The sequence below is a fragment of the Pseudomonas sp. SDO52101_S400 genome (assembly GCF_054071635.1).
The window spans coordinates 137,035-162,057 of sequence record NZ_JBSVWF010000005.1; the positions used below are offsets into that span (position 1 = coordinate 137,035).

26 protein-coding genes are annotated in these 25,023 nt (G+C 60.6%); 14 read left to right on the forward strand and 12 right to left on the reverse strand.

Annotation, left to right across the window (positions count from 1 at the left end):
• Positions 1 to 3: 3 nt before the first annotated feature.
• The gene (gene gatC, locus ACW9HX_RS03855; protein ID WP_093226736.1) at positions 4 to 291 is read right to left on the reverse strand and encodes an Asp-tRNA(Asn)/Glu-tRNA(Gln) amidotransferase subunit GatC; all 288 of its coding nucleotides are present in this window, start codon (positions 289 to 291) and stop codon (positions 4 to 6) included.
• Positions 292 to 502: 211 nt separating this feature from the next.
• Between gatC and mreB the strand changes: the two genes are divergently transcribed.
• The 8 genes from mreB to tldD all read left to right on the forward strand — a co-directional run bounded on the left by mreB (position 503) and on the right by tldD (position 11,734).
• Positions 503 to 1,540, forward strand: a complete 1,038-nt coding sequence (mreB, locus tag ACW9HX_RS03860) for a rod shape-determining protein MreB (RefSeq protein ID WP_002555108.1) — start codon at positions 503 to 505, stop codon at positions 1,538 to 1,540.
• A gap of 141 nt (positions 1,541 to 1,681) precedes the next feature.
• Positions 1,682 to 2,821: a rod shape-determining protein MreC gene (mreC, locus tag ACW9HX_RS03865; protein ID WP_457379588.1), complete on the forward strand. Its 1,140-nt coding sequence runs from the start codon at positions 1,682 to 1,684 to the stop codon at positions 2,819 to 2,821.
• Positions 2,821 to 3,312, forward strand: a complete 492-nt coding sequence (gene mreD / locus ACW9HX_RS03870) for a rod shape-determining protein MreD (protein WP_457379560.1) — start codon at positions 2,821 to 2,823, stop codon at positions 3,310 to 3,312. The genes mreC and mreD overlap by 1 nt, the downstream gene beginning before the upstream one ends.
• A 63-nt stretch (positions 3,313 to 3,375) precedes the next feature.
• On the forward strand, positions 3,376 to 3,972 hold the full coding sequence (locus ACW9HX_RS03875) for a Maf family protein (RefSeq protein ID WP_457379561.1): 597 nt from the start codon (positions 3,376 to 3,378) through the stop codon (positions 3,970 to 3,972).
• A 58-nt stretch (positions 3,973 to 4,030) separates the two neighbouring features.
• On the forward strand, positions 4,031 to 5,488 hold the full coding sequence (gene rng / locus ACW9HX_RS03880) for a ribonuclease G (RefSeq protein ID WP_065260839.1): 1,458 nt from the start codon (positions 4,031 to 4,033) through the stop codon (positions 5,486 to 5,488).
• A 75-nt stretch (positions 5,489 to 5,563) separates the two neighbouring features.
• Positions 5,564 to 9,367 (forward strand): YhdP family protein, encoded by a 3,804-nt coding sequence (locus ACW9HX_RS03885; protein WP_457379562.1) that lies wholly within the window; start codon positions 5,564 to 5,566, stop codon positions 9,365 to 9,367.
• Between the two features lie 58 nt (positions 9,368 to 9,425).
• The gene (locus ACW9HX_RS03890) at positions 9,426 to 10,286 is read left to right on the forward strand and encodes a carbon-nitrogen hydrolase family protein (RefSeq protein WP_457379563.1); all 861 of its coding nucleotides are present in this window, start codon (positions 9,426 to 9,428) and stop codon (positions 10,284 to 10,286) included.
• Between the two features lie 5 nt (positions 10,287 to 10,291).
• Positions 10,292 to 11,734, forward strand: coding sequence for a metalloprotease TldD (gene tldD, locus ACW9HX_RS03895; protein ID WP_085711794.1), 1,443 nt, complete (start codon positions 10,292 to 10,294; stop codon positions 11,732 to 11,734).
• Between the two features lie 51 nt (positions 11,735 to 11,785).
• Here tldD and yjgA read toward each other — a convergent pair whose 3' ends face one another.
• Positions 11,786 to 12,310 carry a ribosome biogenesis factor YjgA gene (gene yjgA / locus ACW9HX_RS03900; protein WP_096818946.1) on the reverse strand — a complete coding sequence of 175 codons (525 nt, stop codon included), beginning with the start codon at positions 12,308 to 12,310 and terminating at the stop codon, positions 11,786 to 11,788.
• Positions 12,311 to 12,418: 108 nt separating this feature from the next.
• Between yjgA and pmbA the strand changes: the two genes are divergently transcribed.
• From pmbA to ACW9HX_RS03930, 6 genes are all read left to right on the forward strand, one after another.
• Positions 12,419 to 13,765: a metalloprotease PmbA gene (pmbA, locus tag ACW9HX_RS03905; RefSeq protein ID WP_457379564.1), complete on the forward strand. Its 1,347-nt coding sequence runs from the start codon at positions 12,419 to 12,421 to the stop codon at positions 13,763 to 13,765.
• A gap of 161 nt (positions 13,766 to 13,926) precedes the next feature.
• Positions 13,927 to 14,334 (forward strand): FagA protein, encoded by a 408-nt coding sequence (locus ACW9HX_RS03910; RefSeq protein WP_457379565.1) that lies wholly within the window; start codon positions 13,927 to 13,929, stop codon positions 14,332 to 14,334.
• Positions 14,315 to 15,691, forward strand: a complete 1,377-nt coding sequence (locus ACW9HX_RS03915; protein WP_457379566.1) for a class II fumarate hydratase — start codon at positions 14,315 to 14,317, stop codon at positions 15,689 to 15,691. The genes ACW9HX_RS03910 and ACW9HX_RS03915 overlap by 20 nt, the downstream gene beginning before the upstream one ends.
• A gap of 27 nt (positions 15,692 to 15,718) precedes the next feature.
• On the forward strand, positions 15,719 to 16,159 hold the full coding sequence (locus ACW9HX_RS03920) for a hypothetical protein (protein ID WP_457379567.1): 441 nt from the start codon (positions 15,719 to 15,721) through the stop codon (positions 16,157 to 16,159).
• A gap of 1 nt (position 16,160) precedes the next feature.
• Positions 16,161 to 16,772, forward strand: a complete 612-nt coding sequence (locus ACW9HX_RS03925) for a superoxide dismutase (RefSeq protein ID WP_457379589.1) — start codon at positions 16,161 to 16,163, stop codon at positions 16,770 to 16,772.
• 30 nt (positions 16,773 to 16,802) lie between these two features.
• A complete protein-coding gene (locus ACW9HX_RS03930; protein WP_457379568.1) occupies positions 16,803 to 17,696 on the forward strand; it encodes a ZIP family metal transporter in 894 nt (297 codons plus the stop codon).
• A 36-nt stretch (positions 17,697 to 17,732) separates the two neighbouring features.
• Here ACW9HX_RS03930 and ACW9HX_RS03935 read toward each other — a convergent pair whose 3' ends face one another.
• The 10 genes from ACW9HX_RS03935 to ACW9HX_RS03980 form a co-directional block, all read right to left on the reverse strand.
• Complete coding sequence (locus tag ACW9HX_RS03935; protein ID WP_096818959.1) at positions 17,733 to 18,008, reverse strand: HPr family phosphocarrier protein; 276 nt, start codon at positions 18,006 to 18,008, stop codon at positions 17,733 to 17,735.
• Positions 18,009 to 18,023: 15 nt separating this feature from the next.
• Positions 18,024 to 18,881, reverse strand: a complete 858-nt coding sequence (rapZ, locus tag ACW9HX_RS03940) for an RNase adapter RapZ (protein WP_457379569.1) — start codon at positions 18,879 to 18,881, stop codon at positions 18,024 to 18,026.
• Positions 18,882 to 18,883: 2 nt separating this feature from the next.
• Entirely contained in the window at positions 18,884 to 19,348 is a 465-nt protein-coding gene (gene ptsN / locus ACW9HX_RS03945; protein WP_457379570.1) for a PTS IIA-like nitrogen regulatory protein PtsN, read from the reverse strand.
• Between the two features lie 11 nt (positions 19,349 to 19,359).
• The gene (gene hpf / locus ACW9HX_RS03950) at positions 19,360 to 19,668 is read right to left on the reverse strand and encodes a ribosome hibernation-promoting factor, HPF/YfiA family (protein WP_007953578.1); all 309 of its coding nucleotides are present in this window, start codon (positions 19,666 to 19,668) and stop codon (positions 19,360 to 19,362) included.
• Between the two features lie 73 nt (positions 19,669 to 19,741).
• The gene (locus ACW9HX_RS03955) at positions 19,742 to 21,235 is read right to left on the reverse strand and encodes an RNA polymerase factor sigma-54 (protein ID WP_457379571.1); all 1,494 of its coding nucleotides are present in this window, start codon (positions 21,233 to 21,235) and stop codon (positions 19,742 to 19,744) included.
• A 186-nt stretch (positions 21,236 to 21,421) separates the two neighbouring features.
• On the reverse strand, positions 21,422 to 22,147 hold the full coding sequence (lptB, locus tag ACW9HX_RS03960) for an LPS export ABC transporter ATP-binding protein (protein ID WP_007953572.1): 726 nt from the start codon (positions 22,145 to 22,147) through the stop codon (positions 21,422 to 21,424).
• On the reverse strand, positions 22,147 to 22,692 hold the full coding sequence (gene lptA, locus ACW9HX_RS03965; RefSeq protein ID WP_197869699.1) for a lipopolysaccharide transport periplasmic protein LptA: 546 nt from the start codon (positions 22,690 to 22,692) through the stop codon (positions 22,147 to 22,149). The genes lptB and lptA overlap by 1 nt, the downstream gene beginning before the upstream one ends.
• Entirely contained in the window at positions 22,679 to 23,251 is a 573-nt protein-coding gene (gene lptC / locus ACW9HX_RS03970; RefSeq protein WP_085711782.1) for an LPS export ABC transporter periplasmic protein LptC, read from the reverse strand. The genes lptA and lptC overlap by 14 nt, the downstream gene beginning before the upstream one ends.
• Positions 23,252 to 23,259: 8 nt before the next feature.
• The gene (locus ACW9HX_RS03975; protein ID WP_085729617.1) at positions 23,260 to 23,784 is read right to left on the reverse strand and encodes a KdsC family phosphatase; all 525 of its coding nucleotides are present in this window, start codon (positions 23,782 to 23,784) and stop codon (positions 23,260 to 23,262) included.
• Positions 23,785 to 24,759, reverse strand: a complete 975-nt coding sequence (locus ACW9HX_RS03980; RefSeq protein WP_085729618.1) for a KpsF/GutQ family sugar-phosphate isomerase — start codon at positions 24,757 to 24,759, stop codon at positions 23,785 to 23,787.
• Positions 24,760 to 25,023: the final 264 nt, after the last annotated feature.

Sequence of the window (25,023 nt, forward strand, 5' to 3'; positions counted from 1 at the left end):
CCTTTAGTCGATGACTTTCGGAACCAGATACAGGCCGTTTTCGACCGCTGGTGCGATGGACTGATAGGCCTCGCGATTATTCGTCTCGGTCACGACGTCGGCGCGCAGGCGCTGACTGGCTTCCAGCGGGTGGGCCAGCGGCTCGATACCATCGGTATTGACCGCCTGCATTTCGTCGACCAGCCCGAGAATGCTGTTGAGGGCCGAAGTGATATGTGGAAGATCGGCATCATTAAGGCCAAGGCTGGCCAGATGAGCGATTTTTTCCACGTCGGAGCGTTCTAGCGCCATCGGGTTTCTCCAGTGGAAAACAGGACGGACGGCGTCCGTGTGTTAGATTGTCGGAACACTACCGCACTTCTACGGTCATAAGGCCGCGATTGTGGGGCTTGGTGCACAGAAAAGCGGCCAATTTAACATATTGGCGCCTTGCCCAAAATCCCTGTCGTTGTTAGAGTTTGCCGCACTTTTTTACCCACGCGTTGCCTAGGGTCCCTTTCCCATGTTCAAGAAACTGCGTGGCATGTTTTCCAGCGATCTTTCCATTGACCTGGGCACTGCCAACACCCTTATTTACGTGCGCGAGCGCGGTATCGTCCTGAATGAGCCATCGGTTGTGGCCATTCGGACACACGGTAACCAGAAAAGTGTCGTTGCTGTCGGCACCGAAGCGAAGCGCATGCTTGGCCGTACGCCGGGCAACATTGCTGCCATTCGTCCGATGAAGGACGGCGTGATCGCCGACTTCAGCGTCTGCGAAAAGATGCTGCAATACTTTATCAACAAGGTTCACGAAAACAGCTTCCTGCAGCCCAGCCCTCGTGTGCTGATCTGCGTTCCATGCAAGTCCACCCAGGTTGAGCGTCGTGCCATCCGTGAATCGGCCCTTGGTGCCGGTGCCCGTGAAGTGTTCCTGATCGAAGAGCCAATGGCCGCTGCGATCGGCGCCGGCCTGCCGGTTGAAGAAGCACGCGGTTCGATGGTCGTGGATATCGGTGGTGGTACTACCGAAATCGCACTGATCTCCCTGAACGGTGTGGTCTATGCCGAATCCGTACGTGTTGGCGGCGACCGTTTCGACGAAGCGATCATCACCTACGTGCGCCGCAACTACGGCAGCCTGATCGGTGAATCCACCGCCGAGCGCATCAAGCAGGAAATCGGCACAGCCTACCCGGGCGGTGAAGTTCGCGAAGTCGACGTTCGCGGTCGCAACCTGGCCGAAGGCGTTCCACGCGCATTCACCCTGAACTCCAATGAAGTGCTGGAAGCTCTGCAAGAGTCCCTGGCAACCATCGTTCAGGCCGTGAAAAGTGCCCTGGAGCAATCGCCGCCGGAACTGGCTTCCGATATCGCCGAGCGTGGCCTGGTGCTGACCGGTGGTGGTGCGCTGCTGCGTGACCTCGACAAGTTGCTGGCCCAGGAAACCGGTCTGCCGGTGATCGTTGCCGAAGATCCGCTGACCTGCGTTGCTCGCGGCGGTGGCCGTGCACTGGAAATGATGGACAAGCACACCATGGACCTGCTCTCCAGCGAATAAGTCGCCGGGTGCAATACGTGGGTGAGCGCGCAGGCAGCACTTTGCAGTGCTGCCTGTTGGCGTTTATCTTCTGTCAGTCTTCATCCAGGCCGGTTTGATGCCGTATGAATAAACAGAACATTTGCCTGGGAGGAGCGGCCTATTAAACCGCTTTTCGCCAAGGGCCCCTCACTGGGCGTGCGCTTGTTGGTGCTGGCCGTGCTGTCGGTCGCGCTGATGGTGGTCGATGCCCGTTTCAGCCTGCTCAAGCCTGCCCGCAGCCAGATGTCGCTGGTGCTGATGGACGCTTACTGGATCACCGACCTGCCTGGCAGGCTGTGGGAAGGTGTCGCCAGTCAGTTCGGCAGCCGCACTGAGCTGGTCGCCGAAAACGAAAAACTCAAGACCGAGAACCTGCTGCTGCAGGGCCGCATGCAGAAGCTTGCCGCCCTCACCGAGCAGAACGTCCGTCTGCGCGAGTTGCTCAATTCCTCCGCGCTGGTCAACGAGAAGGTCGAAGTGGCCGAGCTGATCGGCATGGACCCGAATCCTTTCACCCATCGCATCATCATCAATAAAGGTGAGCGCGACGGCGTGGTGCTCGGTCAGCCGGTGCTCGATGCGCGCGGTCTGATGGGGCAGGTGGTCGAACTGATGCCGTACACCTCCCGTGTATTGCTGCTGACCGACTCGACCCACAGCATTCCAGTGCAGGTGAACCGTAACGGCCTGCGGGCGATTGCCAGCGGCACCGGCAACCCTGAACGCCTGGAACTGCGCCACGTGGCGGACACCGCCGATGTCAAGGAAGGTGATCTGCTGGTCAGCTCCGGTCTCGGCCAGCGCTTCCCGGCCGGCTATCCGGTGGCGACGGTCAAGGAAGTGATTCACGATTCCGGCCAGCCATTCGCCATTGTCCGCGCCGTACCGACTGCCGCGCTGAATCGCAGCCGCTACCTGTTGCTGGTGTTCAGCGACAATCGCACCGCCGAGGAGCGTGCCAACGATGCGGCACAGGCTCAGGAAAATCTTGATGCGTTTGGTGGTGGCCCGATCATTCCAGCCACGGTGCCGAAAACGGTGAATACACCGGCTCAGGCTCAGGCCCCTGCTGCGGCAAGCACACCTGCCGCTGCTCCCGCTGCTGCTACGCCGGCCAAACCCGCCGCGAGCAAACCGCCAGCGAAACCACCCGCAGCGACGCCGGCAGCCAGCAAGCCGCCAGCCGCTCAGCCTGCCAACGCACGGCCGGCCGCCAAACCGCCTGTCACTGCGCCGGCCAACACTGGGGGACGAGAATAATGGTCGGTGTCAAAGCCTCCCGAAACGGCTGGATCGTCTGGCTGACGTTTCTGATCGGCATGCTGCTCAGCGTGTCGCCACTGCCGCAATTCATGGAAATCCTGCGCCCGCTGTGGCTGGCCTTGTTCCTGGCATTCTGGGCCTTGGCCCTGCCGCAGAAGGTCGGCATGGTCACCGCATTTTGCCTCGGGCTTGCTGAAGACGTGCTGTACGGCACGTTGCTTGGACAGAACGCGTTGATCCTGACGCTGATCACGTTCCTGGTGCTGTCGTTGCAGCAACGCCTGCGGATGTTCCCGATGTGGCAGCAGTGCCTGGTGATCCTGGTGATCTTCGGTCTCGCGCAGCTTGTGCAATTGTGGCTCAGCGCCCTGACCGGCAACCGCCAGCCGACCTTGGCGCTGGTCTTGCCGGCTCTGGTCAGCGCCTTGCTCTGGCCGTGGGTCAGCTTCGCTTTGCGTGGATTGCGCCGGCGCTACAAAATCAACTGATTCGGTCAGGCATGGGCCCCCACCGGTGCCATGAGGCAGGGCACTCAACAGGGAGATGTTTGGATGAAGCCGCTTTACCTCGCCTCCGGATCGCCGCGTCGGCGTGAATTGCTCACGCAGATCGGCGTTCCGTTCACCGCCATCAGTGCGGAAATCGATGAAACCCCTTTCACCAATGAATCCCCATCGGCCTATGTCGAGCGCCTGGCGCGTGGCAAGGCCGAGGCCGGGCGGCGCTCTATCGTCACCGACAAACCGTTTTGCGTGTTGGGCGCCGATACCGCTGTGGTGCTGGACGGCAAAATTCTCGGTAAACCGGTGGACGAAGCCGATGCATGCGCCATGCTGATGATGTTGTCCGGCAAGGAGCACGAAGTGCTGACTGCCATCGCCGTGCTTGACGGTGAACGCTGCGAGTCGCAAGTAGTACGCAGTCTGGTACGGTTCCGCGCGATCAGTCGCGAAGAAGCTGCCGCCTACTGGGCCAGTGGCGAACCTCGGGACAAGGCCGGCGGTTACGGCATTCAGGGACTTGGCGCGGTGTTTGTCGCCGGTCTCAACGGCAGCTATTCGGCCGTGGTCGGTTTGCCGGTGTGCGAAAGCGCAGAACTGCTCGGCCATTTCGGCATACCCTGTTGGCAAAACCTGAGTGCGCAGTAAGCGTCGAACGGAACAAGATGCGGCCATTATCGTGAACATGCCTGAACGAGACCCTGCCATGAGTGAAGAGATTCTGATCAACATCACGCCGATGGAATCGCGCGTGGCGGTGGTCGAAAACGGTGTGCTGCAAGAAGTGCACGTCGAGCGCACGCAAAAACGCGGGATCGTCGGCAACATCTATAAAGGCAAGGTCGTGCGGGTACTGCCGGGCATGCAGGCGGCATTCGTCGACATCGGCCTGGACCGTGCGGCGTTCATTCACGCCTCGGAAATCTCCCTGCGCGAAGGCCCGGCGGTGGAAAGCATCAGCGCACTTGTCCATGAGGGCCAGAGCCTGGTGGTGCAAGTGACCAAGGACCCGATCGGCTCCAAGGGCGCGCGGTTGACCACGCAATTGTCGATCCCGTCGCGCTATCTGGTGTACATGCCACGCACCGCCCACGTCGGCATTTCCCTGAAGATCGAAGACGAAGCCGAGCGTGAACGCCTGAAACAGGTGGTCAGCGATTGTGTGGCCAAAGAAGGCATCAAGGAGGCCGGCGGCTTCATCCTGCGTACCGCCGCCGAAGGTGCCGGAGCCGATGAAATCCTGATGGACATCCGCTATCTGCGACGCCTGTGGGATCAGATCAACGAGCAGATCAAGACTATCGGCGCACCGAGTGTGATCTACGAAGACCTCGGCCTGGCCTTGCGTACCCTGCGCGACCTGGTCAGCCCGAAGATCGAGAAGATTCGCATCGATTCCCGGGAAACCTTCCAGAAAACCACACAGTTCGTCGCCGAACTCATGCCGGAAATCGCTGATCGTCTGGAACACTATCCGGGCGAACGGCCGATCTTCGACCTGTACGGCGTCGAAGACGAAATCCAGAAAGCCCTCGAGCGCAAGGTGCCGTTGAAGTCCGGCGGTTACCTGGTGGTGGACCCGGCGGAAGCCATGACCACCATCGACGTCAACACCGGCGCGTTCGTCGGGCATCGCAATCTCGAAGAAACCATCTTCAAGACCAACCTCGAAGCCGCCACCGCGATTGCGCGGCAGATGCGTCTGCGCAATCTGGGCGGGATCATCATCATCGACTTCATCGACATGGAAGATGAAGAGCACCAGCGCCAGGTCTTGCGGACCCTGGAAAAACAGCTGGAGCGCGATCATGCCAAGACCAACATCATCGGCATCACCGAGCTGGGTCTGGTGCAGATGACCCGCAAGCGAACCCGCGAAAGTCTGGAGCAGGTGCTGTGCGAGCCATGCAGCAGTTGTCAGGGCCGGGGCAAGCTGAAGACGCCGGAAACCATTTGCTACGAGATTTTCCGCGAGATCCTGCGTGAGGCCCGGGCCTACCAGGCTGAGGGTTATCGTGTGCTGGCGAACCAGAAAGTCGTCGATCGTCTGCTCGATGAAGAGTCCGGTAACGTCGCCGAGCTTGAAGGGTTTATCGGGCGCACCATACGCTTCCAGGTGGAAACCATGTATTCCCAGGAACAATATGACGTGGTGCTGCTCTGATCCCCTGCATCACCCTTTTCCTGAAACGGCTGGCCTCAGCTTTTTGCAGTATTTTTGCCATGGGAGCCAACTGACATGGAACGTCTGACACGCATTTTGGCCGCACTGACCCGTTGGGGTCTGGGCCTGTGCGCGTTGGTTCTGGTGTTGATGGCGTTGTACGTCAGCCTCGGCCGGGAACTCACGCCACTGGTGGCCGAATATCGCACCGACATCGAAGACAAGGCCAGCGCGGCCTTGGGCATGCCGTTGCAGATCGGTGAACTGGAAGGTAACTGGAGCGGATTTGCGCCGATCCTGCTGGCACACGACGTGATGGTCGGCGATGGTGCCAATGCCTTGCGTCTGGATCGGGTGCGCGCGGTGCCGGATCTGTGGGCCAGCCTGCTGGCACGCGAAGTGCGTATCGCGCATCTTGAACTCAATGGTCTGAAGATCAGCCTCAAAGAGGGTGAAGACGGCCAATGGGCGCTCGAAGGATTGCCGGTGCAGAAGGATCAGCCAATGGATCCCGAGCAACTGTTCAACCGCATGCAAATGGTCCAGCAATTGTCGGTGCTCGACAGCCAGGTGACTTTGCAGCCGCTGGAGCAGGCGCCGCTGACGTTCACTTACGTCGGCCTCAATCTCAAGACCGGTCTCAATCGTCAACGCCTCGACGCGCGGCTGACCTTGCCCGACGGGCAACCCGTCGCACTGAGCCTGCGTACGCGGATTCGTGCCAGCCAGATGCAGGACAGCGCGGTCGAAGGCTACGTCAGCCTGCCGCAAAGCGACTGGGCCAAATGGCTGCCCGAGCGCCTGACCCAGCAGTGGAATTTCTCCGAGATCAAGGCTGGCGGCGAGCTGTGGGTCAACTGGGACGAGGGCGCTCTGCAAAGCGCCGCCATTCGCCTCAATGCTCCGCAATTCACCGGTGCCTACGCTGAGCGCAAGCCGATCCAGATCAACAATCTGGCCCTTAACGGCTACTTCCAGCGCAGCGCCGAGGGGGCTGTCGTCACTCTCGATTCGCTGGCGATGAATATTGGCGAGACCCGTTGGGAGTCCCGTGTCCAGGTCAAGCAGACCGCCGCAACCGACAAGGTCGATGAGCTCTGGCACCTGCAGGCCGATCGCCTCGATCTCACGCCGATCACGCCGTTGCTCAATGCATTGGGCCCGCTGCCACAGGGCTTTGCCACTGTGGTCGAACATTTGAAAGTGACCGGTGGCTTGCGCAATGTGCTGCTGGATTTCCGGCCCAACGCCACTGACGACAGCAAGTTCAGCTTCGCAGCCAACCTCGATCAGATCGGTTTCGACGCCTATCACGGTGCCCCGGCGGCGCGGAATGTCAGCGGCAGTCTGACCGGCAACCTCGGTGGCGGTGAGTTGCGCATGGACAGCAAGGACTTTGTCCTGCACCTCGATCCGATTTTTGCCAAGCCATGGCAATACATCCAGGCCAATGCCCGACTGACCTGGAAGCTCGATAGCGAAGGTTTCACGTTGATCGCACCGTACCTGAAGGTGCTGGGCGAGGAAGGCAAGATCGCAGGCGACTTCCTGATCCGTCTGCATTTCGACCATACCCAGGAAGACTACATGGACCTGCGGGTCGGTCTGGTGGACGGCGACGGTCGCTACACCGCCAAGTACCTGCCGGAAGTCCTGAGCCCGGCTCTCGACGAATGGCTGCGCACGGCGATTCTCAAAGGAGCGGTGGATCAAGGGTTCTTCCAGTATCAGGGTTCCCTGAACAAAGGCGCCGCAGATGCGGATCGCAGCATCAGTCTGTTTTTCAAGGTGCATGACGCCGAACTGGCATTCCAGCCTGGCTGGCCACACGTGAGCAAAGTAAGCGGTGATGTGTTCATCGAGGACAGCGGCGTGCGGATCGTCGCCAGCAAAGGCCAGTTGCTCGACACTCAGGTCAGCGACGTCTTCGTCAATATCCCCCATGTGCCGAGTGGCGAGCACAGCCATATGTACCTCGATGGCGGGTTTGCCGGAGGCCTGGGCGACGGCTTGAAGATTCTCCAGGAGGCGCCGATCGGCACCGCCGACACCTTCGCTGGTTGGGAAGGCGAGGGCGATCTGCAAGGCAAGCTCAAACTCGACGTGCCATTGGCCAAGGGCGATCAGCCGAAGATCCTGGTGGACTTCAAAACCGCCAATGCACGATTGAAGCTGGCAGAGCCGAAGCTGGAGTTGAGCCAGCTCAAGGGCGATTTCCGCTTCGACAGCGCCAAAGGGCTGAGCGGGCAGAACATCAGTGCGCGGGCCTTCGACAAACCGGTCACCGCGCAGATCTTCGCCGATGGCGGCCCCGGCAAGCTCAAGACCCGGGTGGCGGCGTCGGGGCAGGTCGAGGTCAAGAAGCTCACCGACTGGCTTGGCGTGACTCAGCCATTGCCGGTGTCCGGGACGATTCCTTATCAACTGCAAGTGAATCTGGACGGTGCCGATAGCCAATTGATGGTCAGTTCCAGTATGAAGGGCGTTGCGGTGGATCTGCCCGCACCGTTCGGCATGACAGCCGATGTCGGGCGTGACACGGTGTTCCGCATGACCCTGCAAGGGCAGGAGCGGCGTTACTGGGTCAATTACGATCAACTGGCCAACTTCACCTTCGCCGCGCCACCGAACAATTTCGCCGATGGTCGTGGCGAGTTGTTCCTCGGCGCTGGCGAGGCCGTGTTGCCGGGCAACAAAGGCTTGCGGATACGCGGCGTGTTGTCCGAGCTGGACGTCAAACCCTGGCAGGATCTGGTGGACAAGTACGCCGGTCAGGATCCGGGCGGCAGCGCCAAGCAACTGCTCAGCAGCGCGGATTTCAAGATCGGCAAACTCACAGCCTTCGGCACCACGCTGGATCAGGCGGCGGTGCAGGTGGATCGCAAACCCGGCGCTTGGGCCCTGGCACTCGACAGTCAACAGGCCAAAGGTACGGTCGGCATTCCCGACGCGAGGAACGCTCCAATTGCGGTGAACCTGCAATACGTACGCTTGCCGGCACCGGACCCGACGGTGCAGGCCGACGAGAACGCGCCTGATCCGCTGGCCTCGGTCGATCCGACCAAGATCCCGGCGCTGGATATCACCATCAATCAGCTGTTTCAGGGCCAGGATCTGGTCGGTGGCTGGTCGCTGAAAGTCCGGCCGACCGCCAAGGGCATCGCCCTGAACAATCTGGACATGGGCCTCAAGGGCATCCTGTTGCAAGGCAGCGGCGGCTGGGAGGGGACGCCCGGTGCCACCAGCAGCTGGTACAAGGGCCGGATTGGCGGCAAGAATCTCGCCGACGTACTCCAGGGCTGGGGCTTTGCGCCGAGCGTGACCAGCGAAGAATTCCATATGGATGTCGATGGCCGCTGGCCGGGTTCGCCAGCGTGGCTGGCGACCAAACGCTTCTCCGGCACACTCGATGCGTCACTGAACAAGGGCCAGTTCGTCGAGGTCGAGGGCGGTGCCCAGGCGCTGCGGGTGTTCGGTCTGCTCAACTTCAATTCCATCGGCCGGCGCCTGCGCCTCGACTTCTCCGACCTGTTTGGCAAAGGCTTGAGTTATGACCGGGTGAAGGGGGTACTGGCGGCGAACAACGGTGTTTACGTGACGCAGGAGCCGATCAAGCTCACCGGGCCGTCGAGCAACCTTGAACTGAACGGCACACTGGATCTGGTCGGCGATCAGGTCGACGCCCGGTTGCTGGTGACCTTGCCGGTGACCACCAACCTGCCGATTGCCGCGTTGATCGTCGGCGCACCAGCGGTCGGCGGCGCGCTGTTTCTGATCGACAAACTGATCGGTGATCGCGTGGCGCGGTTCGCCAGCGTCAAATACACCGTCAAAGGCCCGTGGAAAGAGCCGAAAATCACCTTCGACAAGCCTTTTTGATCAGCCAGGCCGCAAACCGATGGAGTAGCATGGCTGCCTACCTCTTGCGGAGTTCGCCATGTCTTTAGCGGTGATTCAAATGGTCAGCCAGAGCGACGTGCTGGCCAATCTGCGCGATGCCCGACGTTTGCTCGAACAAGCGGCCAACGCTGGCGCGAAGCTGGCGGTGCTGCCGGAAAACTTCGCCGCGATGGGGCGTCGCGACATCGCCGATATCGGCCGTGCCGAAGCACTTGGCGAAGGCCCGATCCTGCCATGGTTGAAACAGACCGCCCGCGACCTCAGGTTATGGATTGTGGCCGGCACATTGCCGTTGCCGCCTGTGGGGCAGCCTGAGGCGAAGTCCCATGCCTGCTCGTTGTTGGTGGACGATCAGGGCGAAATCGTTGCGCGCTATGACAAGTTGCATCTGTTTGATGTGGATGTTGCGGACAATCGCGGCCGTTACCGCGAATCCGATGACTATGCTTATGGCAGTGGCGTGGTGGTTGCGGACACGCCGGTCGGGCGACTGGGCCTGACGGTGTGTTACGACCTGCGCTTCCCGGAGCTGTACAGCGAATTGCGTGCGGCCGGGGCTGAACTGATTACTGCACCGTCGGCCTTCACCGCGGTGACCGGTGCGGCGCATTGGGACGTGTTGATCCGTGCACGGGCGATTGAAACCCAGTGCTATGTGTTGGCGGCAGCCCAGGGCGGGACGCATCCGGGGCCGCGGGAAACCTTTGGCCACGGGGCGATTGTCGATCCGTGGGGCCGCGTGCTGGCGCAGCAGGAACAAGGCGAAGCCGTGCTGCTGGCCGAGCGCGACAGCAACGAACAGGCGTCCATCCGGGCGCGCATGCCGGTGACGGGTCATCGGCGGTTTTTTTCGCAGGGCGCACAGCGACCTGCTTCAGAACACGAATTTAAGGCGTAAAACCTATGAGCGAGTTGTTGTCCTCAGTCAGTGATCACCTGTTGGCGCCCGGCGGCGTGACGATCGAGAGCCTGCAAGGCGTACTCGGTGATCTGGCGGGTCCAGGCATCGATGCGGCCGACCTGTATTTCCAAGGGCAGATTTCCGAGTCCTGGTCGCTGGAAGACGGCATCGTCAAGGAAGGCAGTTTCAACCTCGACCAAGGTGTTGGCGTGCGTGCGCAGTCCGGCGAAAAAACCGGTTTCGCCTACAGCAACGCGATCACCCTCGAAGCTCTCGGTGCGGCGGCCCGTGCGGCCCGTTCGATTTCCCGCGCCGGACAGAACGGCACCGTGCAGGCGTTCAGCACCCAGGACGTCGCCCAGTTGTACGCGCCGGACAACCCGCTGGAAGTGCTGAGCCGCGCTGAAAAAGTCGAATTGCTCAAGCGCATCGATGTTGCCACCCGCGCCCTCGACCCACGTATCCAGCAGGTCAGCGTGAGCATGGCCGGAGTCTGGGAACGAATTCTGGTGGCCTCGACCGACGGTGGCCTGGCTGCCGACGTGCGTCCTTTGGTGCGATTCAACGTCAGTGTGATCGTCGAGCAGAACGGCCGTCGCGAACGTGGCGGCCATGGTGGCGGTGGGCGTACCGACTACCGTTATTTCCTCGCCGAAGACCGTGCCATGGGTTATGCCCGTGAAGCGTTGCGTCAGGCGCTGGTGAATCTGGAAGCGATTCCGGCCCCGGCCGGCACCTTGCCGGTTGTTCTGGGCTCTGGCTGGTCCGGCGTGCTGCTGCACGAAGCGGTTGGCCACGGTCTGGAAGGCGATTTCAACCGCAAGGGCAGTTCGGCCTACAGCGGTCGCATGGGTGAGATGGTTGCGTCCAAGCTCTGCACCATCGTCGATGACGGCACATTGGCCGGTCGTCGCGGTTCCCTGAGCGTCGACGACGAAGGCACGCCGACCGAGTGCACCACGCTGATCGAAAACGGTGTGCTCAAGGGCTACATGCAGGACAAGCTCAATGCGCGTCTGATGGGCGTGGCGCGCACCGGCAACGGACGTCGTGAATCCTACGCGCACCTGCCGATGCCGCGGATGACCAACACCTACATGCTCGGTGGCCAGAGCGATCCGGCGGAAATCATCGCGTCGGTGAAGAAGGGCATCTACTGCGCCAACCTCGGCGGCGGTCAGGTCGACATTACCAGCGGCAAGTTCGTGTTCTCCACCAGCGAGGCGTACCTGATCGAAGACGGCAAGATCACCGCACCGGTCAAAGGCGCGACGTTGATCGGCAACGGTCCGGAAGCGATGAGCCGGGTGTCGATGGTCGGTAACGATCTGGCGCTGGACAGCGGTGTGGGCACTTGTGGCAAGGACGGGCAGTCGGTACCGGTGGGCGTGGGTCAGCCGACGCTGAAAATCGATGCGATCACCGTGGGTGGCACGGGCGCGTAAGAAGGGATGGAGCTTCGGGTGGCGCGCAGTGCGGCCACCCGGTGGCGAATATCAACGCAGACCGCGTTGAGTCTCGTCCAGCTCACGGATGTATTTGAAGATCTTGCGGCTCGAGGCAGGAGGTTTGTTTTGCGCAACCTCGTGCTGGGCCTGACGGATCAGGGAACGCAGTTGCTGGCGGTCGGCGTCCGGGTACTCGACGACGAATTTCTCCAGCACGGCATCGTCACCGCCGATCAGGCGGTCACGCCAGCGTTCGAGGTTGTGGAAACGCTCGTTGTACTGACGGGTAGAGGCATCGAGTTGATCGAGCAAGGTGAGAATCGCGTCAGTGTCCTGATCGCGCATCAGTTTGCCGATGAACTGCAAGTGCCGTTTACGCGCGATGTTCGCGGTGTGCTTGGGCGCATCGGCCAGGGCCCGGCGCAAAGCGTCGGTCAATGGCAGTTTCGCCTGCAAGTCGGGCTTGAGCGTTGTAAGGCGCTCGCCAAGGTCAACCAGAGCATGCAGCTCGCGTTTGACCTGGGATTTGCTTTTTTCTCCCGTATCGAGGGAGTCGTCGTAAGAATCAACCATGGTGGCAGTCCGCAAAGAAACGCCGCCATGATAACCAGTCGGGGGCCGCTTGTCCGGCCCGGTCGCTCGAAGGCCCCAGCCGAAAGCAGAATTTGAGTGGAGATGAGCATGAGTGCAGTTGAAAGCGTCGGCCCACAGGCATTGCCGGCACTGCAGGAACAGGTCGAGCAGATCATCGCCGAAGCCAAGCGTCAGGGTGCCAGTGCCTGCGAAGTGGCGGTGTCGCTGGAGCAGGGCCTGTCGACCTCGGTGCGTCAACGTGAAGTCGAAACGGTCGAGTTCAACCGCGATCAGGGTTTTGGCATCACGTTGTATGTCGGCCAGCGCAAGGGTTCGGCCAGCACGTCCGCCACGGGGCCGGATGCGATTCGCGAGACCGTCGCTGCCGCACTGGCGATTGCCAAGCACACTTCCGAAGACGAAGCCTCGGGGCTGGCCGATGCCGCGCTGATGGCCAGGGATATTCAGGATTTCGACCTGTTCCACGAATGGGATATCACCCCGGAACAGGCCATCGAGAAGGCGCTGCTCTGTGAAGCCGCGGCGTTCGACACCGATGCGCGGATCAAGAATGCCGATGGCACCACCCTCAGCACTCATCAGGGTTGCCGCGTGTATGGCAACAGCCACGGTTTCATCGGCGGTTATGCCTCGACCCGGCACAGCCTGAGCTGCGTGATGATCGCCGAGGCCGATGGCCAGATGCAGCGCGATTACTGGTACGACGTGAATCGCCAGGGCAGCCTGCTGGCCGATCCGGTGAGCATCGGTCAGCGCGCGGCACAGCGCGCGGCGAGCCGACTGGGTGCGCGCCCGGTGCCGACCTGCGAGGTGCCGGTGCTGTTTTCTGCCGAGCTGGCGGGCGGGTTGTTCGGTAGTTTCCTGTCTGCGATTTCCGGTGGCAGTCTGTATCGCAAATCGTCGTTCCTTGAAGGGACGCTGGGGCAGAAGCTGTTTCCGGAATGGCTGACCATCGACGAGCGTCCGCACCTGATGCGCGCCATGGGCAGTGCATCGTACGACGGTGACGGTCTGGCGACCTATGCCAAACCGTTCGTCGAAAAAGGCGAGTTGGTGTCGTACATCCTTGGCACCTATTCCGGTCGTAAACTCGGCATGCCGAGCACCGCCAACGCCGGTGGCGTGCATAACCTGTTCGTCACCCATGGCGATGAAGACCAGGCAGCACTGTTGCGACGTATGGGCCGTGGGTTGCTGGTCACCGAGCTGATGGGCCATGGCCTGAACATGGTCACCGGCGATTACTCGCGTGGTGCGGCGGGTTTCTGGGTCGAGAACGGTGAAATCCAGTTCGCGGTGCAGGAAGTGACCATCGCCGGCAACATGCGCGACATGTTCAAACAGATCGTCGCGGTCGGTAACGATCTGGAGCTGCGTAGCAACATCCGCACCGGTTCGGTGTTGATCGAGAAGATGACTGTCGCGGGCAGCTAAGCCCAGACAGGTTCAAAAAAGGCGCGTCACCCGATTGGGTGACGCGCCTTTTTTTATGACTGCAAATCTTCCGTGTTGGACAGGGCAGCTAAAAAGTCGCTCTTGTTTTGGTTCTCATTATCAATTAATAATAAATCTCATTATCGGATGGGCCCGGGATCATGAGTTCTGCCTTGCACGAGCAGCCGTACCTCGAAAGCTGGCGCTGGATGAGTCGTCAGATCCGTTGCGCCATGGATCCCGACGAACCGCGTCTGATCGAACACTACCTGGCCGAAGGCCGGTATCTGTCCTGCTGCACGGCGGCCTCGCCCTGGACGGTCGCTGAAACTTCTTTCCGTCTGCTGCTCGACACGGCCACCGACATCGCGTTGCCGTGGCACTGGCGCAGCCTCTGTCTCGATCAAGCCTGGCGCCCATTGCGTGAAATGGAGCGCCTGTCGTTGTGCAAATGCCGGCTAAAACGCTGGCAAAGCTACACCTGGCAGCTCGCCACCTGCGAGTTGCAACCCTCGATTCCTCTTATTGAACTGGTGCAAGGATTTTCAGATGACCAAGACACGTATTGAGCGCGACAGCATGGGCGAACTGCAGGTGCCGGTGGACGCTCTCTACGGCGCGCAGACCCAGCGTGCGGTGGATAACTTCCCGATCAGCGGCAAGCCGATGCCGACCCAGTTCATCCGCGCCCTGATTCTGGCCAAGGCCGCCGCGGCCCGGGCCAACGTCGAACTCAACCAGATCAGCGCAGCACAAGGCAAAGCCATCAGCGACGCGGCCCAGGGTCTGCTTGAAGGCGACTTCATGCAGCATTTTCCGGTGGATATCTTCCAGACCGGTTCCGGTACCAGTTCCAACATGAACGCCAACGAGGTGATCGCCACCCTGGCCAGCCGCCTGCTCGACAAGCCGGTGAATGCCAACGATCACGTCAACTGCGGACAAAGCAGCAACGACATCATCCCGACCACCATCCACGTCAGCACGGCGCTGGCCCTGCATGAACAGTTGCTGCCGGCGCTGCTGCACCTGGTGCAAGTCATCGAGCGCAAGGCCGAGCAGGTGCATCACCACGTCAAAACCGGTCGCACTCACCTGATGGACGCCATGCCGGTGCGAATGAGCCAGGTGCTCAACGGTTGGGCGCAGCAGCTCAAGGCCAATATCGGTCATCTGCAGGACTTGCTGCCAAGCCTGCAATCCCTGGCTCAGGGTGGCACGGCGGTCGGCACCGGGATCAATGCGCATCCTGAATTCGCCGCGCGATTCAGCCGTCAGTTGAGCCAATTGACCAACGTGCAATTCACCCAGGGCAAGGATCTGTTCGCGCTGATCGGCTCGCAGGACACCGCCGTGGCCGTGTCGGGTCAGCTCAAAGCCACCGCCGTGTCGCTGATGAAAATCGCCAATGACCTGCGATGGATGAACTCCGGCCCGCTCGCCGGCCTCGGCGAAATCGAGCTGGAAGGCTTGCAGCCGGGGTCGTCGATCATGCCGGGCAAGGTCAATCCGGTGATTCCGGAAGCTACCGCCATGGTTGCCGCGCAAGTGATCGGCAATGACTCGGTGATCACCATCGCCGGTCAGTCGGGCAATTTCGAACTGAATGTGATGCTGCCGATCATCGCCCAGAACCTGCTGAGCAGCATCGAGTTGCTGGCCAACTCCAGCCGTCTGCTGGGTGACAAGGCCATCGCCAGCTTCAAGGTCAACGAGTCGCGCCTCAAGGAAGCGCTCTCGCGTAACCCGATTCTGGTCACAGCACTCAACCCGATCATCGGTTACCAGAAGGCCGCCGAAATCGCCAAGCAAGCCTACAAACAGGGCCGTCCGGTGATTGATGTCGCGCTGGAACACACCGACCTGTCGCGCAGCCAACTGGAAGAGTTGCTCAATCCCGAGAAACTCACCGCCGGCGGCGTGTAAACACCGCAACCGCTTTGGAGGCTCATCATGGAGCACTGGAAACGTACGATCGAACGGGCCAATCGCTGCTTCATGCTGGGCGAGCTGATCGATGCCCGCGAGGCTTATCTGCAGGCGCTGGCCCTGGCTCAAGTGTTGTTCGAGCGCTGGGCCGATGCCGACGAGGCGGTGGCGGCCTGCGTCATTTCCCATCACAACCTGGCCGACCTGCATCTGCGCCTGAACCAGCCGGAGGAGAGCGCCGAATACCTCTGCGCGATCCACCAGCGCCTCCTGCAGACCATGCAGGACGAGCGTCTGCGCCCGGCCCTGCGTGAAGCGGCATTGCGCCAGAGCAGCAAGACCTATGTCGAGCTGCTCAATTTCATCGGCGAACACGGCGAGTACCCGCGAACCCAGCGTCTGCTGCACCCGGATACCGGCAATGCGCGCCGCGTGCCTGCCCAACATCACCATGGAGTCCACTGAAATGGCTTTTACCCTGCCAGCCTTGCCTTACGCCTACGACGCACTGGAACCGCACATCGATGCGCAGACCATGGAGATCCACTACACCAAGCATCACCAGACCTACATCAACAACCTGAACGCAGCGGTCGAGGGCACGGAGTACGCCGGGTGGCCGGTGGAAAAACTCGTGGCCAGCGTTCAGCAACTGCCGGAAAAGCTGCGTGCGGCGGTGATCAATCAGGGCGGCGGGCATGCCAACCATTCGTTGTTCTGGGAAGTGATGGTGCCCGGAGGTGGCGGCAAGCCGGACGGCGCGCTGGCCAAGGCAATCGATGAGCAACTGGGCGGTCTCGACAGCTTCAAGGACGCTTTCACCAAGGCTGCGCTAACGCGCTTCGGCAGCGGCTGGGCCTGGCTCAGCGTGACCCCGGACAAGAAACTGGTAGTGGAAAGCAGTGGCAATCAGGACAGTCCGCTGATGGGCGGCAATACGCCGATTCTTGGACTCGACGTGTGGGAACACGCCTATTACCTGCGTTATCAGAACCGTCGTCCGGAATACATCAGCGCGTTCTACAACGTGATCAATTGGCCTGAAGTCGCTGCGCGTTATCAGGCGGCGCTGGTTTAAGTCTCCTATAAAAACAATCCAGGGCTGACTATGGGCACTGAAACGCTGGCGATCGGAAGTGGGCGTATGTTTCGTTACGCGATCGGGTCGCTGCTGCTGTTGGCGGGCATTACCTTGCTGGTGGCTCACGGACTGGAGTGGTTGAATCTGGAGCCGAAACTGTCCCGGGCATTGCAGGGTGGTGCGATTTGCGCGCTCGGCACAGCGCTGGGCGCCGTTCCGGTGCTGGTGATTCGCAATATGCCTCAGGCGCTGGGCGACACGCTCTTGGGATTTGGCGCCGGCGTGATGCTGGCGGCGACTGCGTTTTCGCTGATCGTGCCAGGGATCGCCGCCGCCGAAAGCCTTGGCCTGAGCCCTTGGGGCGCCAGTGGCCTGATCTGTTTCGGCATTATGCTCGGTGCTTTCGGTCTGTATCTGGTGGACCGCAAGTTGTCCGGCGCTTCACCGGAAATGCTCATCGGCACCGTCGAGCATCCAGTGATTCCCCCGCGGATCTGGCTGTTCGTGTTTGCCATCATTGCCCATAACATCCCGGAAGGCATGGCCGTCGGTGTCTCCGCTGGCGGCGGCATGCCGGACGCTGACAGCCTGGCGATGGGTATTGCCTTGCAGGATGTGCCGGAAGGACTGGTGATTGCGCTGGTACTGGCCGGGGCGGGGATGTCGCGGATCAAGGCATTTCTGATCGGGGCGGCATCGGGACTGGTCGAGCCGGTGTTTGCCCTGCTGTGTGCGTGGCTGGTCAGCCTGGCGGAGTTGTTGTTGCCCTTGGGATTGGCACTGGCGGCCGGGGCAATGTTGCTGGTGGTGACCCACGAAGTGATCCCGGAGTCACGACGCAATGGTCACGACAAACTGGCGAGCCTGGGGTTGTTGATCGGGTTCTGCCTGATGATGGTGATGGATACGGCGTTGGGATGAGGTGGGGGAGGATGGCTCCCCCGCCAATAAAGGCTTTCAACCGCCTTCATCGAAATAGTTGTTGATCAGTGCCACCAGGGCATCCAGGGCTTCCTGTTCCTGATGCCCTTCGGTACTCAGAAAGATTTTGGTGCCCTTGCCGGCGGCAAGCATCATCATCGCCATGATGCTTTTGCCATCAACCGTGGTTTCCGGGGTGCGACCCACTCTGATCGTGCAGTCGGGATACTGGCCCGCCACGCCAACGAATTTTGCCGATGCCCGGGCATGAAGGCCCAGCTTGTTGATGATTTCGATTTCCAGAGCAGGCATCGCGGTGTGAATCCTTTAGCTGAGGTCGCGGTGGCGAACCTGGACATTCTTCAGGGTTTTCTGCAGGGCCTGACCCAGGCGTTCGGTCAGGTAGACGGAACGGTGATGTCCGCCGGTGCAGCCAATGGCAATGGTGACGTAGGCGCGATTGCTTGCAGCGAAGCGCGGCAGCCATTTGAACAGATACGCATAGATGTCCTGGAACATCTCTTCGACTTCCGGTTGTGCCGCCAGATACTCGGCTACCGGCTCATCGAGCCCCGATTGCGCGCGTAGTTCCGGTTTCCAGTACGGATTGGGCAGGCAGCGTACATCGAACACCAGATCCGCATCCACCGGCATGCCGCGTTTGAAACCGAACGACTCCACCAGAAATGCGGTGCCCGGCTCCGGCTGGTTCAGCAGCCGAAGCTTGATGGTGTCGCGCAACTGGTACAGGTTCAGATGGGTGGTGTTGACCTTGAGGTCGGCCAGGTCGGCGATCGGGCCCAGCAAGGCCGTTTCATCGTTGATGGCTTCGGCCAGCGAACGATTGGCGCTGCTCAGAGGGTGGCGGCGACGGGTTTCCGAAAAACGCTTGAGCAAGGTTTCTTCATCGGCATCCAGATACAGGACATCGCACTGGATGTGCCGGCTGCGGACCTCTTCAAGCAACTCCGGAAAGCGCGAGAGATGACTGGGCAGATTGCGCGCATCGATCGATACCGCGACCAGTGGCTGAGACAGTTCCGTATGAACCAGTGCGCGTTCCGCCAGTTCCGGCAGCAGACCGGCCGGCAGATTGTCGATGCAGTAGTAGCCGTTGTCCTCGAGGACATCCAGGGCAGTACTTTTGCCCGAGCCGGAGCGGCCACTGACGATGATCAAGCGCATGTTTAGTGCCCGTTTTGCTCGTCCAGGACAACCTGATACAAGGCTTCGTTGGTGGTGGCGCGACGCAGCTTTTCGCGTACGTCCTTGCGATCGAGCATGCTGGCGATCTGGCGCAGCAGTTCCAGGTGTGCATCGGTGGCAGCTTCCGGGACCAGCAACACGAACAGCAGGTCGACCGGTGCGCCATCGATGGCGTCGAAATCGATTGGGGCTTCCAGATGCATCAAGGCACTGATGGGCGCTTCGCAGCCCTTCAGGCGGCAGTGGGGGATGGCGATGCCGTTGCCAAAACCGGTCGAGCCGAGTTTTTCACGGGCAATCAGCGCCTCGAAGACATCTTGCATCTCCAGATCCGGTACTTCCCGGGCGATCAGGTTGGCAATTTGTTCGAGGGCTTTCTTTTTGCTGCCGCCCGGCACGTTCACGAGGGAACGGCCGGGGGTCAGGATGCTTTCAAGTCGGATCATGGGGGTGGGGGTTATCGACCGGTAGCGCCCTGAAGCAGGCTCTGGGTCTTTTCCTTATGCTTTTTGAGTTGTTTATCAAGCTTGTCGGTCAGCGCGTCGATCGCTGCGTACATATCGGTATGTTCCGCGTTTGCGACGACCTCGTTGCCGGGAATATGCAGCGTGGCTTCGATTTTCTGCTTCAGCTTTTCGACGCACATCGTGACTTGCACGTTGGTGATCTTGTCGAAATGTCCCTCAAGCCTCTTGAGCTTTTGCTCAACGTATTCACGGAGAGGTTGGGTAACTTCCAGTTGGTGTCCACTGATGTTGACTTGCATACAGCTTCTCCTTCGTTGCCAGTGCATAAAGCGGCAGGCCGAAGAGCCTGCCACTGGAACGCTGTAACGTGGCTTACATCAACCGCTTGCGTTCGCTCGAAGGCGCGATCCCGAGGGATTCGCGGTACTTGGCGACGGTGCGGCGAGCCACCTGAATGCCTTGTGCCTCCAGTAAACCAGCGATCTTGCTGTCACTCAACGGCTTTTTCTGATTTTCCGCGGCAACCAGTTTCTTGATGATCGCGCGGATCGCCGTGGACGAGCATTCGCCGCCTTCGGAGGTGCTGACGTGGCTGGAGAAAAAGTATTTCAGTTCATAGATGCCCCGGGGGGTATGCATGAATTTCTGTGTGGTTACCCGGGAAATCGTCGACTCGTGCATGCCCACCGCTTCGGCGATGTCGTGCAGTACCAACGGTTTCATGGCTTCGTCGCCGTACTCCAGAAAGCCGCGCTGATGCTCGACGATCTGGGTGGCCACTTTCATCAGGGTTTCGTTGCGGCTCTGCAGGCTCTTGATGAACCAGCGTGCTTCCTGCAACTGATTGCGCATGAAGGTGTTGTCGGCGCTGGTGTCGGCGCGGCGCACGAAGCCGGCGTACTGGGCGTTGACCCGCAGGCGCGGCACCGATTCCTGGTTCAGCTCGACCAGCCAGCGCTCGTTGTCCTTGCGCACGATCACGTCAGGCACCACGTATTCGGCTTCGGTGGATTCGATCTGCGAGCCGGGGCGCGGGTTGAGGCTCTGTACCAGTTCGATGACCTGGCGCAGTTCATCTTCCTTGAGCTTCATGCGTCGCATCAGCTGGCTGTAGTCGCGGCTGCCGAGCAGGTCGATGTAATCGGTAACCAGACGCTTGGCTTCGGCCAGCCAAGGAGTCTTGGCCGACAGCTGGCGCAATTGCAGCAGCAGGCATTCGCCCAGATTGCGTGCGCCTATGCCGGCGGGTTCGAATTGCTGGATGCGATGCAGGACGGCTTCGATCTCGTCCAGCTCGATGTCGAGTTCCGGATCGAAGGCGTCGAGGATTTCTTCGAGGGTTTCGTCGAGGTAGCCCTGATTGTTGATGCAGTCGATCAGGGTGACGGCGATCAGGCGATCGGTGTCGGACATCGGCGCCAGGTTCAGTTGCCACAGCAGGTGGCTTTGCAGGCTCTCGCCAGCGGAAGTTCGGGTGGTGAAATCCCACTCGTCGTCATCGCTGCTTGGCAGGCTGCTGGCACTGGTCTGGTAGACGTCTTCCCAAGCCGTATCCACGGGCAGTTCGTTGGGGATTCGCTCGTTCCACTCGCCTTCTTCAAGATTGTCGACCGTCGGCGCGGTCTCCTGATAGGACGGTTCCGGAATCTCGGTGTTGGGCTTCTGTTCGGCGTTGTCGGCCATGGGATCGGAGTTGTCGAAGTCGTCGCCGTCTTCCTGGCGTTCGAGCATCGGATTGGATTCCAGAGCCTCCTGGATTTCCTGTTGCAGATCCAGGGTCGACAATTGGAGCAGGCGGATGGCCTGTTGCAGCTGCGGTGTCATCGTCAGCTGCTGGCCCATTCTCAAGACTAGCGATGGTTTCATGGCAGGGGCTTAACACCTTATTCGCCGGCGCTATGCGCCATCCACTACAGGGCGCCGGAGCGCCAAACTTAAGCAAATTATATGCCTGAAACTGTCGTGTTTGCCTAGAGCGCTGTAACAATAAAAGCGTATAAAAATGCGCTTCAACGTTACAGCACCCGGACGGCTGGTCGAATGCTGTCGCGCTTAGAGGCGGAACTCGTGACCCAGATACACTTCCTTCACCAGATCGTTGGCGAGGATGGTCGCGGAATCGCCTTCGGCGATCAGTTGGCCGTCATTGACGATGTAGGCCGTTTCGCAGATATCCAGCGTCTCGCGGACGTTGTGGTCGGTGATCAGTACACCGATGCCCTTGGCCTTGAGGTGGTGGATGATCTGCTTGATGTCGCCCACGGAGATCGGGTCGACACCGGCGAACGGTTCGTCGAGCAGGATGAATTTCGGCGCGGTGGCCAGTGCGCGGGCGATTTCCACCCGGCGACGCTCGCCACCGGACAGGCTCATGCCGAGGTTGTCGCGGATATGGCTGATGTGGAATTCCTGCAGCAGGCTTTCCAGCTCCTTGCGACGTCCGGCCTTGTCGAGCTCCTGGCGGGTCTCGAGGATGGCCATGATGTTGTCGGCCACCGACAGCTTGCGGAAGATCGAGGCTTCCTGCGGCAGATAGCCGATACCGGCCTTGGCGCGGCCGTGCATCGGTTGGTGGCTGACATCCAGGTCGTCGATCAGCACGCGACCCTGATCGGCCTGCACCAGGCCGACGATCATGTAGAAGCAGGTGGTCTTGCCGGCGCCGTTGGGACCGAGCAGGCCTACGATCTGACCGCTGTCGATCGACAGGCTGACATCGCGCACGACCTGGCGGCTTTTATAGGCCTTGGCCAGGTGCTGAGCTTTCAGAGTTGCCATTACTGGGTTTTCTCGTCGGTTTTCTTCTTCGGCTGGATCACCATGTCGATGCGCGGACGCGCTTCGGTGACCTTGTTGCCGGTTGCGCGACCGGCGCTGGCCAGTTTCTTCACCGTGTCATAGACGATTTTCTCGCCCTGAGTGGTGTTGTTGTCCTTGTCGACGACTTTCGCCTTGTCGATCAGCACAACGCGGTTTTGCGCGGCGTGGTACTGGATGGTTACGCCCCAGCCCTGTACGGGCTTGGTGTCGCCAGCCGTCTGCAACTGCTCGAAGTAGGCAAGGTTGCCCACCGAGGTCACGACGTCGATATCGCCGGTCGGGGTGCGGGTGATGGTCACGGTGTTGCCTTTGACGATCATCGAACCCTGAGTGATGATCACGTCACCTTTATAGGTGGCAACGCCATTCTTGTCGTCCAGCTGGGCATCGTCGGCCTGAATGCGGATTGGCTGCTCTTGATCGTTCGGCAGAGCCCAGGCGCTCACGCTTCCCAGTGCTGCGCCCAGACTGAGCAAAATAGGGAGGGTTTTAACGAGCCTCATACTGTCCTCTTACGTTCGATAGCAGGTGTATCCTGCTTTCCTTCAAATACGCTTTCATTCCCACGCCGGTCGATACACCGCCAGCGCCGTCGATTCTAACGGGTTGCTGGGTCTGCGCATATTGCTGCTGAGGGAACACCGTCATTCGGGTGCTGGTGATCAGGGTGTCGCGGTTCTTTTCGTCGGTGCGCTTGACGCGAACCGAGTCGATCAGCTCGACCTCGGTGCCGCCGGAATTCACTTCGCCGCGCTCGCTGGTCACGTGCCACGGGAAGTCGGTGCCGCGATACATGTTCAGGTCAGGCTTGGTGACCAGTGTAATGTCGGTCGCCTTGACGTGCTCGGCCTTGTCGGAGGTCATTTCGTACTGCACCTTGCCGTCTTCCAGGTATTGCAAGGTGTGGGTGTTGGTCGCGTACCAGTCGATCGGGCTCTCTTCTGCCGAAACAGGAGGCTTGTCGAGGAAGCGTTCCGGGCTGATGTTCCAGTAGCCGACCGCGCCGAAAATCGCCGCGATGCAACCGAACAGCAGTATGTTGCGAAACTTTTTGCTAAACATGGTTTGACTCACAGGTACGCGTTGTTGGCGGCATCGAGGCTGCCCTGGGCGCGCAGGATCAGTTCGCAGAATTCACGGGCGGCACCTTCGCCACCACGGGCCTGGGTAACGCCATGGGCATGCTCGCGCACGAAGGAGGCAGCGTTGGCCACCGCCATCCCCAGCCCCACCCGGCGAATCACCGGCAGGTCGGGCAGGTCGTCGCCGAGATAGGCGACTTGTTCATAGCTTAGGCCCAGTTGCTCGAGAAGGCCGTCGAGGACGACGAGTTTGTCTTCGCGGCCCTGAAACAGGTGCGGAATGCCGAGGTTTTTCGCCCTGCGTTCGACCACCGGGGTCTTGCGACCGCTGATGATGGCCGTTTGTACGCCGGCGTTCATCAGCATCTTGATGCCTTGGCCGTCGAGCGTGTTGAAAGTCTTGAACTCGCTGCCGTCTTCAAGAAAGTACAGGCGCCCGTCCGTGAGGACGCCGTCGACATCGAAAACCGCCAGTTTGATGGCTTTGCCGCGTTGCAGCAGATCGGTGCTCATTTACATCACTCCTGCGCGCAGCAGGTCGGAGAGGTTGAAGGCGCCGATCGGGCGATCGTCCTCATCCACGACGACAAGTGCGTTGATTCGATGGTCTTCCATGATTTTCAGGGCCTCGGCGGCGAGCATTTCGGCGCGGGCGGTCTTGCCGTGCACGGTCATCACCTGGTCGATGGTGGCGCTGCGGATATCAATGCTGCGATCCAGCGTGCGGCGAAGATCGCCGTCGGTGAAGATCCCGGCAAGTTTGCCGTCGGCTTCAAGAATCACGGTCATGCCCAGACCCTTGCGGGTCATTTCCATCAGTGCGTCCTTGAGCAGGGTGCCGCGTTGTACCTGCGGCAGCTCCTGGCCGGCGTGCATGACGTTTTCCACCTTCAGCAGCAGGCGTCGGCCCAGCGCGCCACCCGGGTGGGAAAAGGCGAAATCTTCGGCGGTGAAGCCGCGGGCTTCCAGCAGCGCCACGGCCAGGGCGTCGCCCATGACCAGCGCGGCGGTGGTCGAGGAGGTCGGTGCCAGGTTCAGCGGGCAGGCTTCGTGTTCGACGTGAACGTTGAGATTGACCTCCGCTGCCTTGGCCAGAGGCGATTGCGGGTTGCCGGTCACGCTGATCAACTGGATGCCCAGGCGCTTGATCAGCGGCAGCAGGGTAACAATTTCGTTGGTGGAGCCGGAGTTCGACAGGGCCAGGATCACGTCGTCACGGGTGATCATGCCCATGTCGCCATGGCTGGCCTCGGCCGGATGCACGAAAAAAGCCGGGGTGCCGGTGCTGGCCAGTGTCGCGGCAATCTTGTTGCCGATGTGCCCGGACTTGCCCATGCCGACCACGACCACACGGCCCTTGCTGGCCAGAATCATCTCGCAAGCGCGTACGAAATCGGCGTCGATATGGGGCAACAAGCCTTGTACGGCTTCCACTTCGAGGCGGATGGTGCGTTGTGCCGATTGAATCAGGTCGCTGGTTTGGCTCATGTCAGAAATCGTATAGCCCGATGAAAAGGCGGCGATTATAGCGGTTATGTTGAAAAGCCTCACGCAAGTTCGTCGTGCTTTGTCATTCCTCGTTACTAAAACCTTCCAATAGAAGCCTCGGGCCTGTCATATCGCTGAACGTGGCCGGGGAGAGGCCTTGGGCGCTTGCCCTTTGCAGTGATATAGTTCGCCGCCAGTTCGGCCTGTCCGGGATGTAGGGGCTTTCTTCAAGGAAGCCAGGCGTCCGAGTGAGAGGCTGCATCG

What these genes read in the sequence shown, in the direction of transcription:
- gatC (WP_093226736.1), bottom strand. Translation starts at nt 291, where the DNA reads ATGGCGCTAGAACGCTCCGACGTGGAAAAAATCGCTCATCTGGCCAGC.
- mreB (WP_002555108.1), top strand. Translation starts at nt 503, where the DNA reads ATGTTCAAGAAACTGCGTGGCATGTTTTCCAGCGATCTTTCCATTGAC.
- mreD (WP_457379560.1), top strand. Translation starts at nt 2,821, where the DNA reads ATGGTCGGTGTCAAAGCCTCCCGAAACGGCTGGATCGTCTGGCTGACG.
- ACW9HX_RS03875 (WP_457379561.1), top strand. Translation starts at nt 3,376, where the DNA reads ATGAAGCCGCTTTACCTCGCCTCCGGATCGCCGCGTCGGCGTGAATTG.
- rng (WP_065260839.1), top strand. Translation starts at nt 4,031, where the DNA reads ATGAGTGAAGAGATTCTGATCAACATCACGCCGATGGAATCGCGCGTG.
- ACW9HX_RS03885 (WP_457379562.1), top strand. Translation starts at nt 5,564, where the DNA reads ATGGAACGTCTGACACGCATTTTGGCCGCACTGACCCGTTGGGGTCTG.
- ACW9HX_RS03890 (WP_457379563.1), top strand. Translation starts at nt 9,426, where the DNA reads ATGTCTTTAGCGGTGATTCAAATGGTCAGCCAGAGCGACGTGCTGGCC.
- tldD (WP_085711794.1), top strand. Translation starts at nt 10,292, where the DNA reads ATGAGCGAGTTGTTGTCCTCAGTCAGTGATCACCTGTTGGCGCCCGGC.
- yjgA (WP_096818946.1), bottom strand. Translation starts at nt 12,310, where the DNA reads ATGGTTGATTCTTACGACGACTCCCTCGATACGGGAGAAAAAAGCAAA.
- pmbA (WP_457379564.1), top strand. Translation starts at nt 12,419, where the DNA reads ATGAGTGCAGTTGAAAGCGTCGGCCCACAGGCATTGCCGGCACTGCAG.
- ACW9HX_RS03910 (WP_457379565.1), top strand. Translation starts at nt 13,927, where the DNA reads ATGAGTTCTGCCTTGCACGAGCAGCCGTACCTCGAAAGCTGGCGCTGG.
- ACW9HX_RS03915 (WP_457379566.1), top strand. Translation starts at nt 14,315, where the DNA reads ATGACCAAGACACGTATTGAGCGCGACAGCATGGGCGAACTGCAGGTG.
- ACW9HX_RS03920 (WP_457379567.1), top strand. Translation starts at nt 15,719, where the DNA reads ATGGAGCACTGGAAACGTACGATCGAACGGGCCAATCGCTGCTTCATG.
- ACW9HX_RS03925 (WP_457379589.1), top strand. Translation starts at nt 16,161, where the DNA reads ATGGCTTTTACCCTGCCAGCCTTGCCTTACGCCTACGACGCACTGGAA.
- ACW9HX_RS03930 (WP_457379568.1), top strand. Translation starts at nt 16,803, where the DNA reads ATGGGCACTGAAACGCTGGCGATCGGAAGTGGGCGTATGTTTCGTTAC.
- ACW9HX_RS03935 (WP_096818959.1), bottom strand. Translation starts at nt 18,008, where the DNA reads ATGCCTGCTCTGGAAATCGAAATCATCAACAAGCTGGGCCTTCATGCC.
- rapZ (WP_457379569.1), bottom strand. Translation starts at nt 18,881, where the DNA reads ATGCGCTTGATCATCGTCAGTGGCCGCTCCGGCTCGGGCAAAAGTACT.
- ptsN (WP_457379570.1), bottom strand. Translation starts at nt 19,348, where the DNA reads ATGATCCGACTTGAAAGCATCCTGACCCCCGGCCGTTCCCTCGTGAAC.
- hpf (WP_007953578.1), bottom strand. Translation starts at nt 19,668, where the DNA reads ATGCAAGTCAACATCAGTGGACACCAACTGGAAGTTACCCAACCTCTC.
- ACW9HX_RS03955 (WP_457379571.1), bottom strand. Translation starts at nt 21,235, where the DNA reads ATGAAACCATCGCTAGTCTTGAGAATGGGCCAGCAGCTGACGATGACA.
- lptB (WP_007953572.1), bottom strand. Translation starts at nt 22,147, where the DNA reads ATGGCAACTCTGAAAGCTCAGCACCTGGCCAAGGCCTATAAAAGCCGC.
- lptA (WP_197869699.1), bottom strand. Translation starts at nt 22,692, where the DNA reads ATGAGGCTCGTTAAAACCCTCCCTATTTTGCTCAGTCTGGGCGCAGCA.
- lptC (WP_085711782.1), bottom strand. Translation starts at nt 23,251, where the DNA reads ATGTTTAGCAAAAAGTTTCGCAACATACTGCTGTTCGGTTGCATCGCG.
- ACW9HX_RS03975 (WP_085729617.1), bottom strand. Translation starts at nt 23,784, where the DNA reads ATGAGCACCGATCTGCTGCAACGCGGCAAAGCCATCAAACTGGCGGTT.
- ACW9HX_RS03980 (WP_085729618.1), bottom strand. Translation starts at nt 24,759, where the DNA reads ATGAGCCAAACCAGCGACCTGATTCAATCGGCACAACGCACCATCCGC.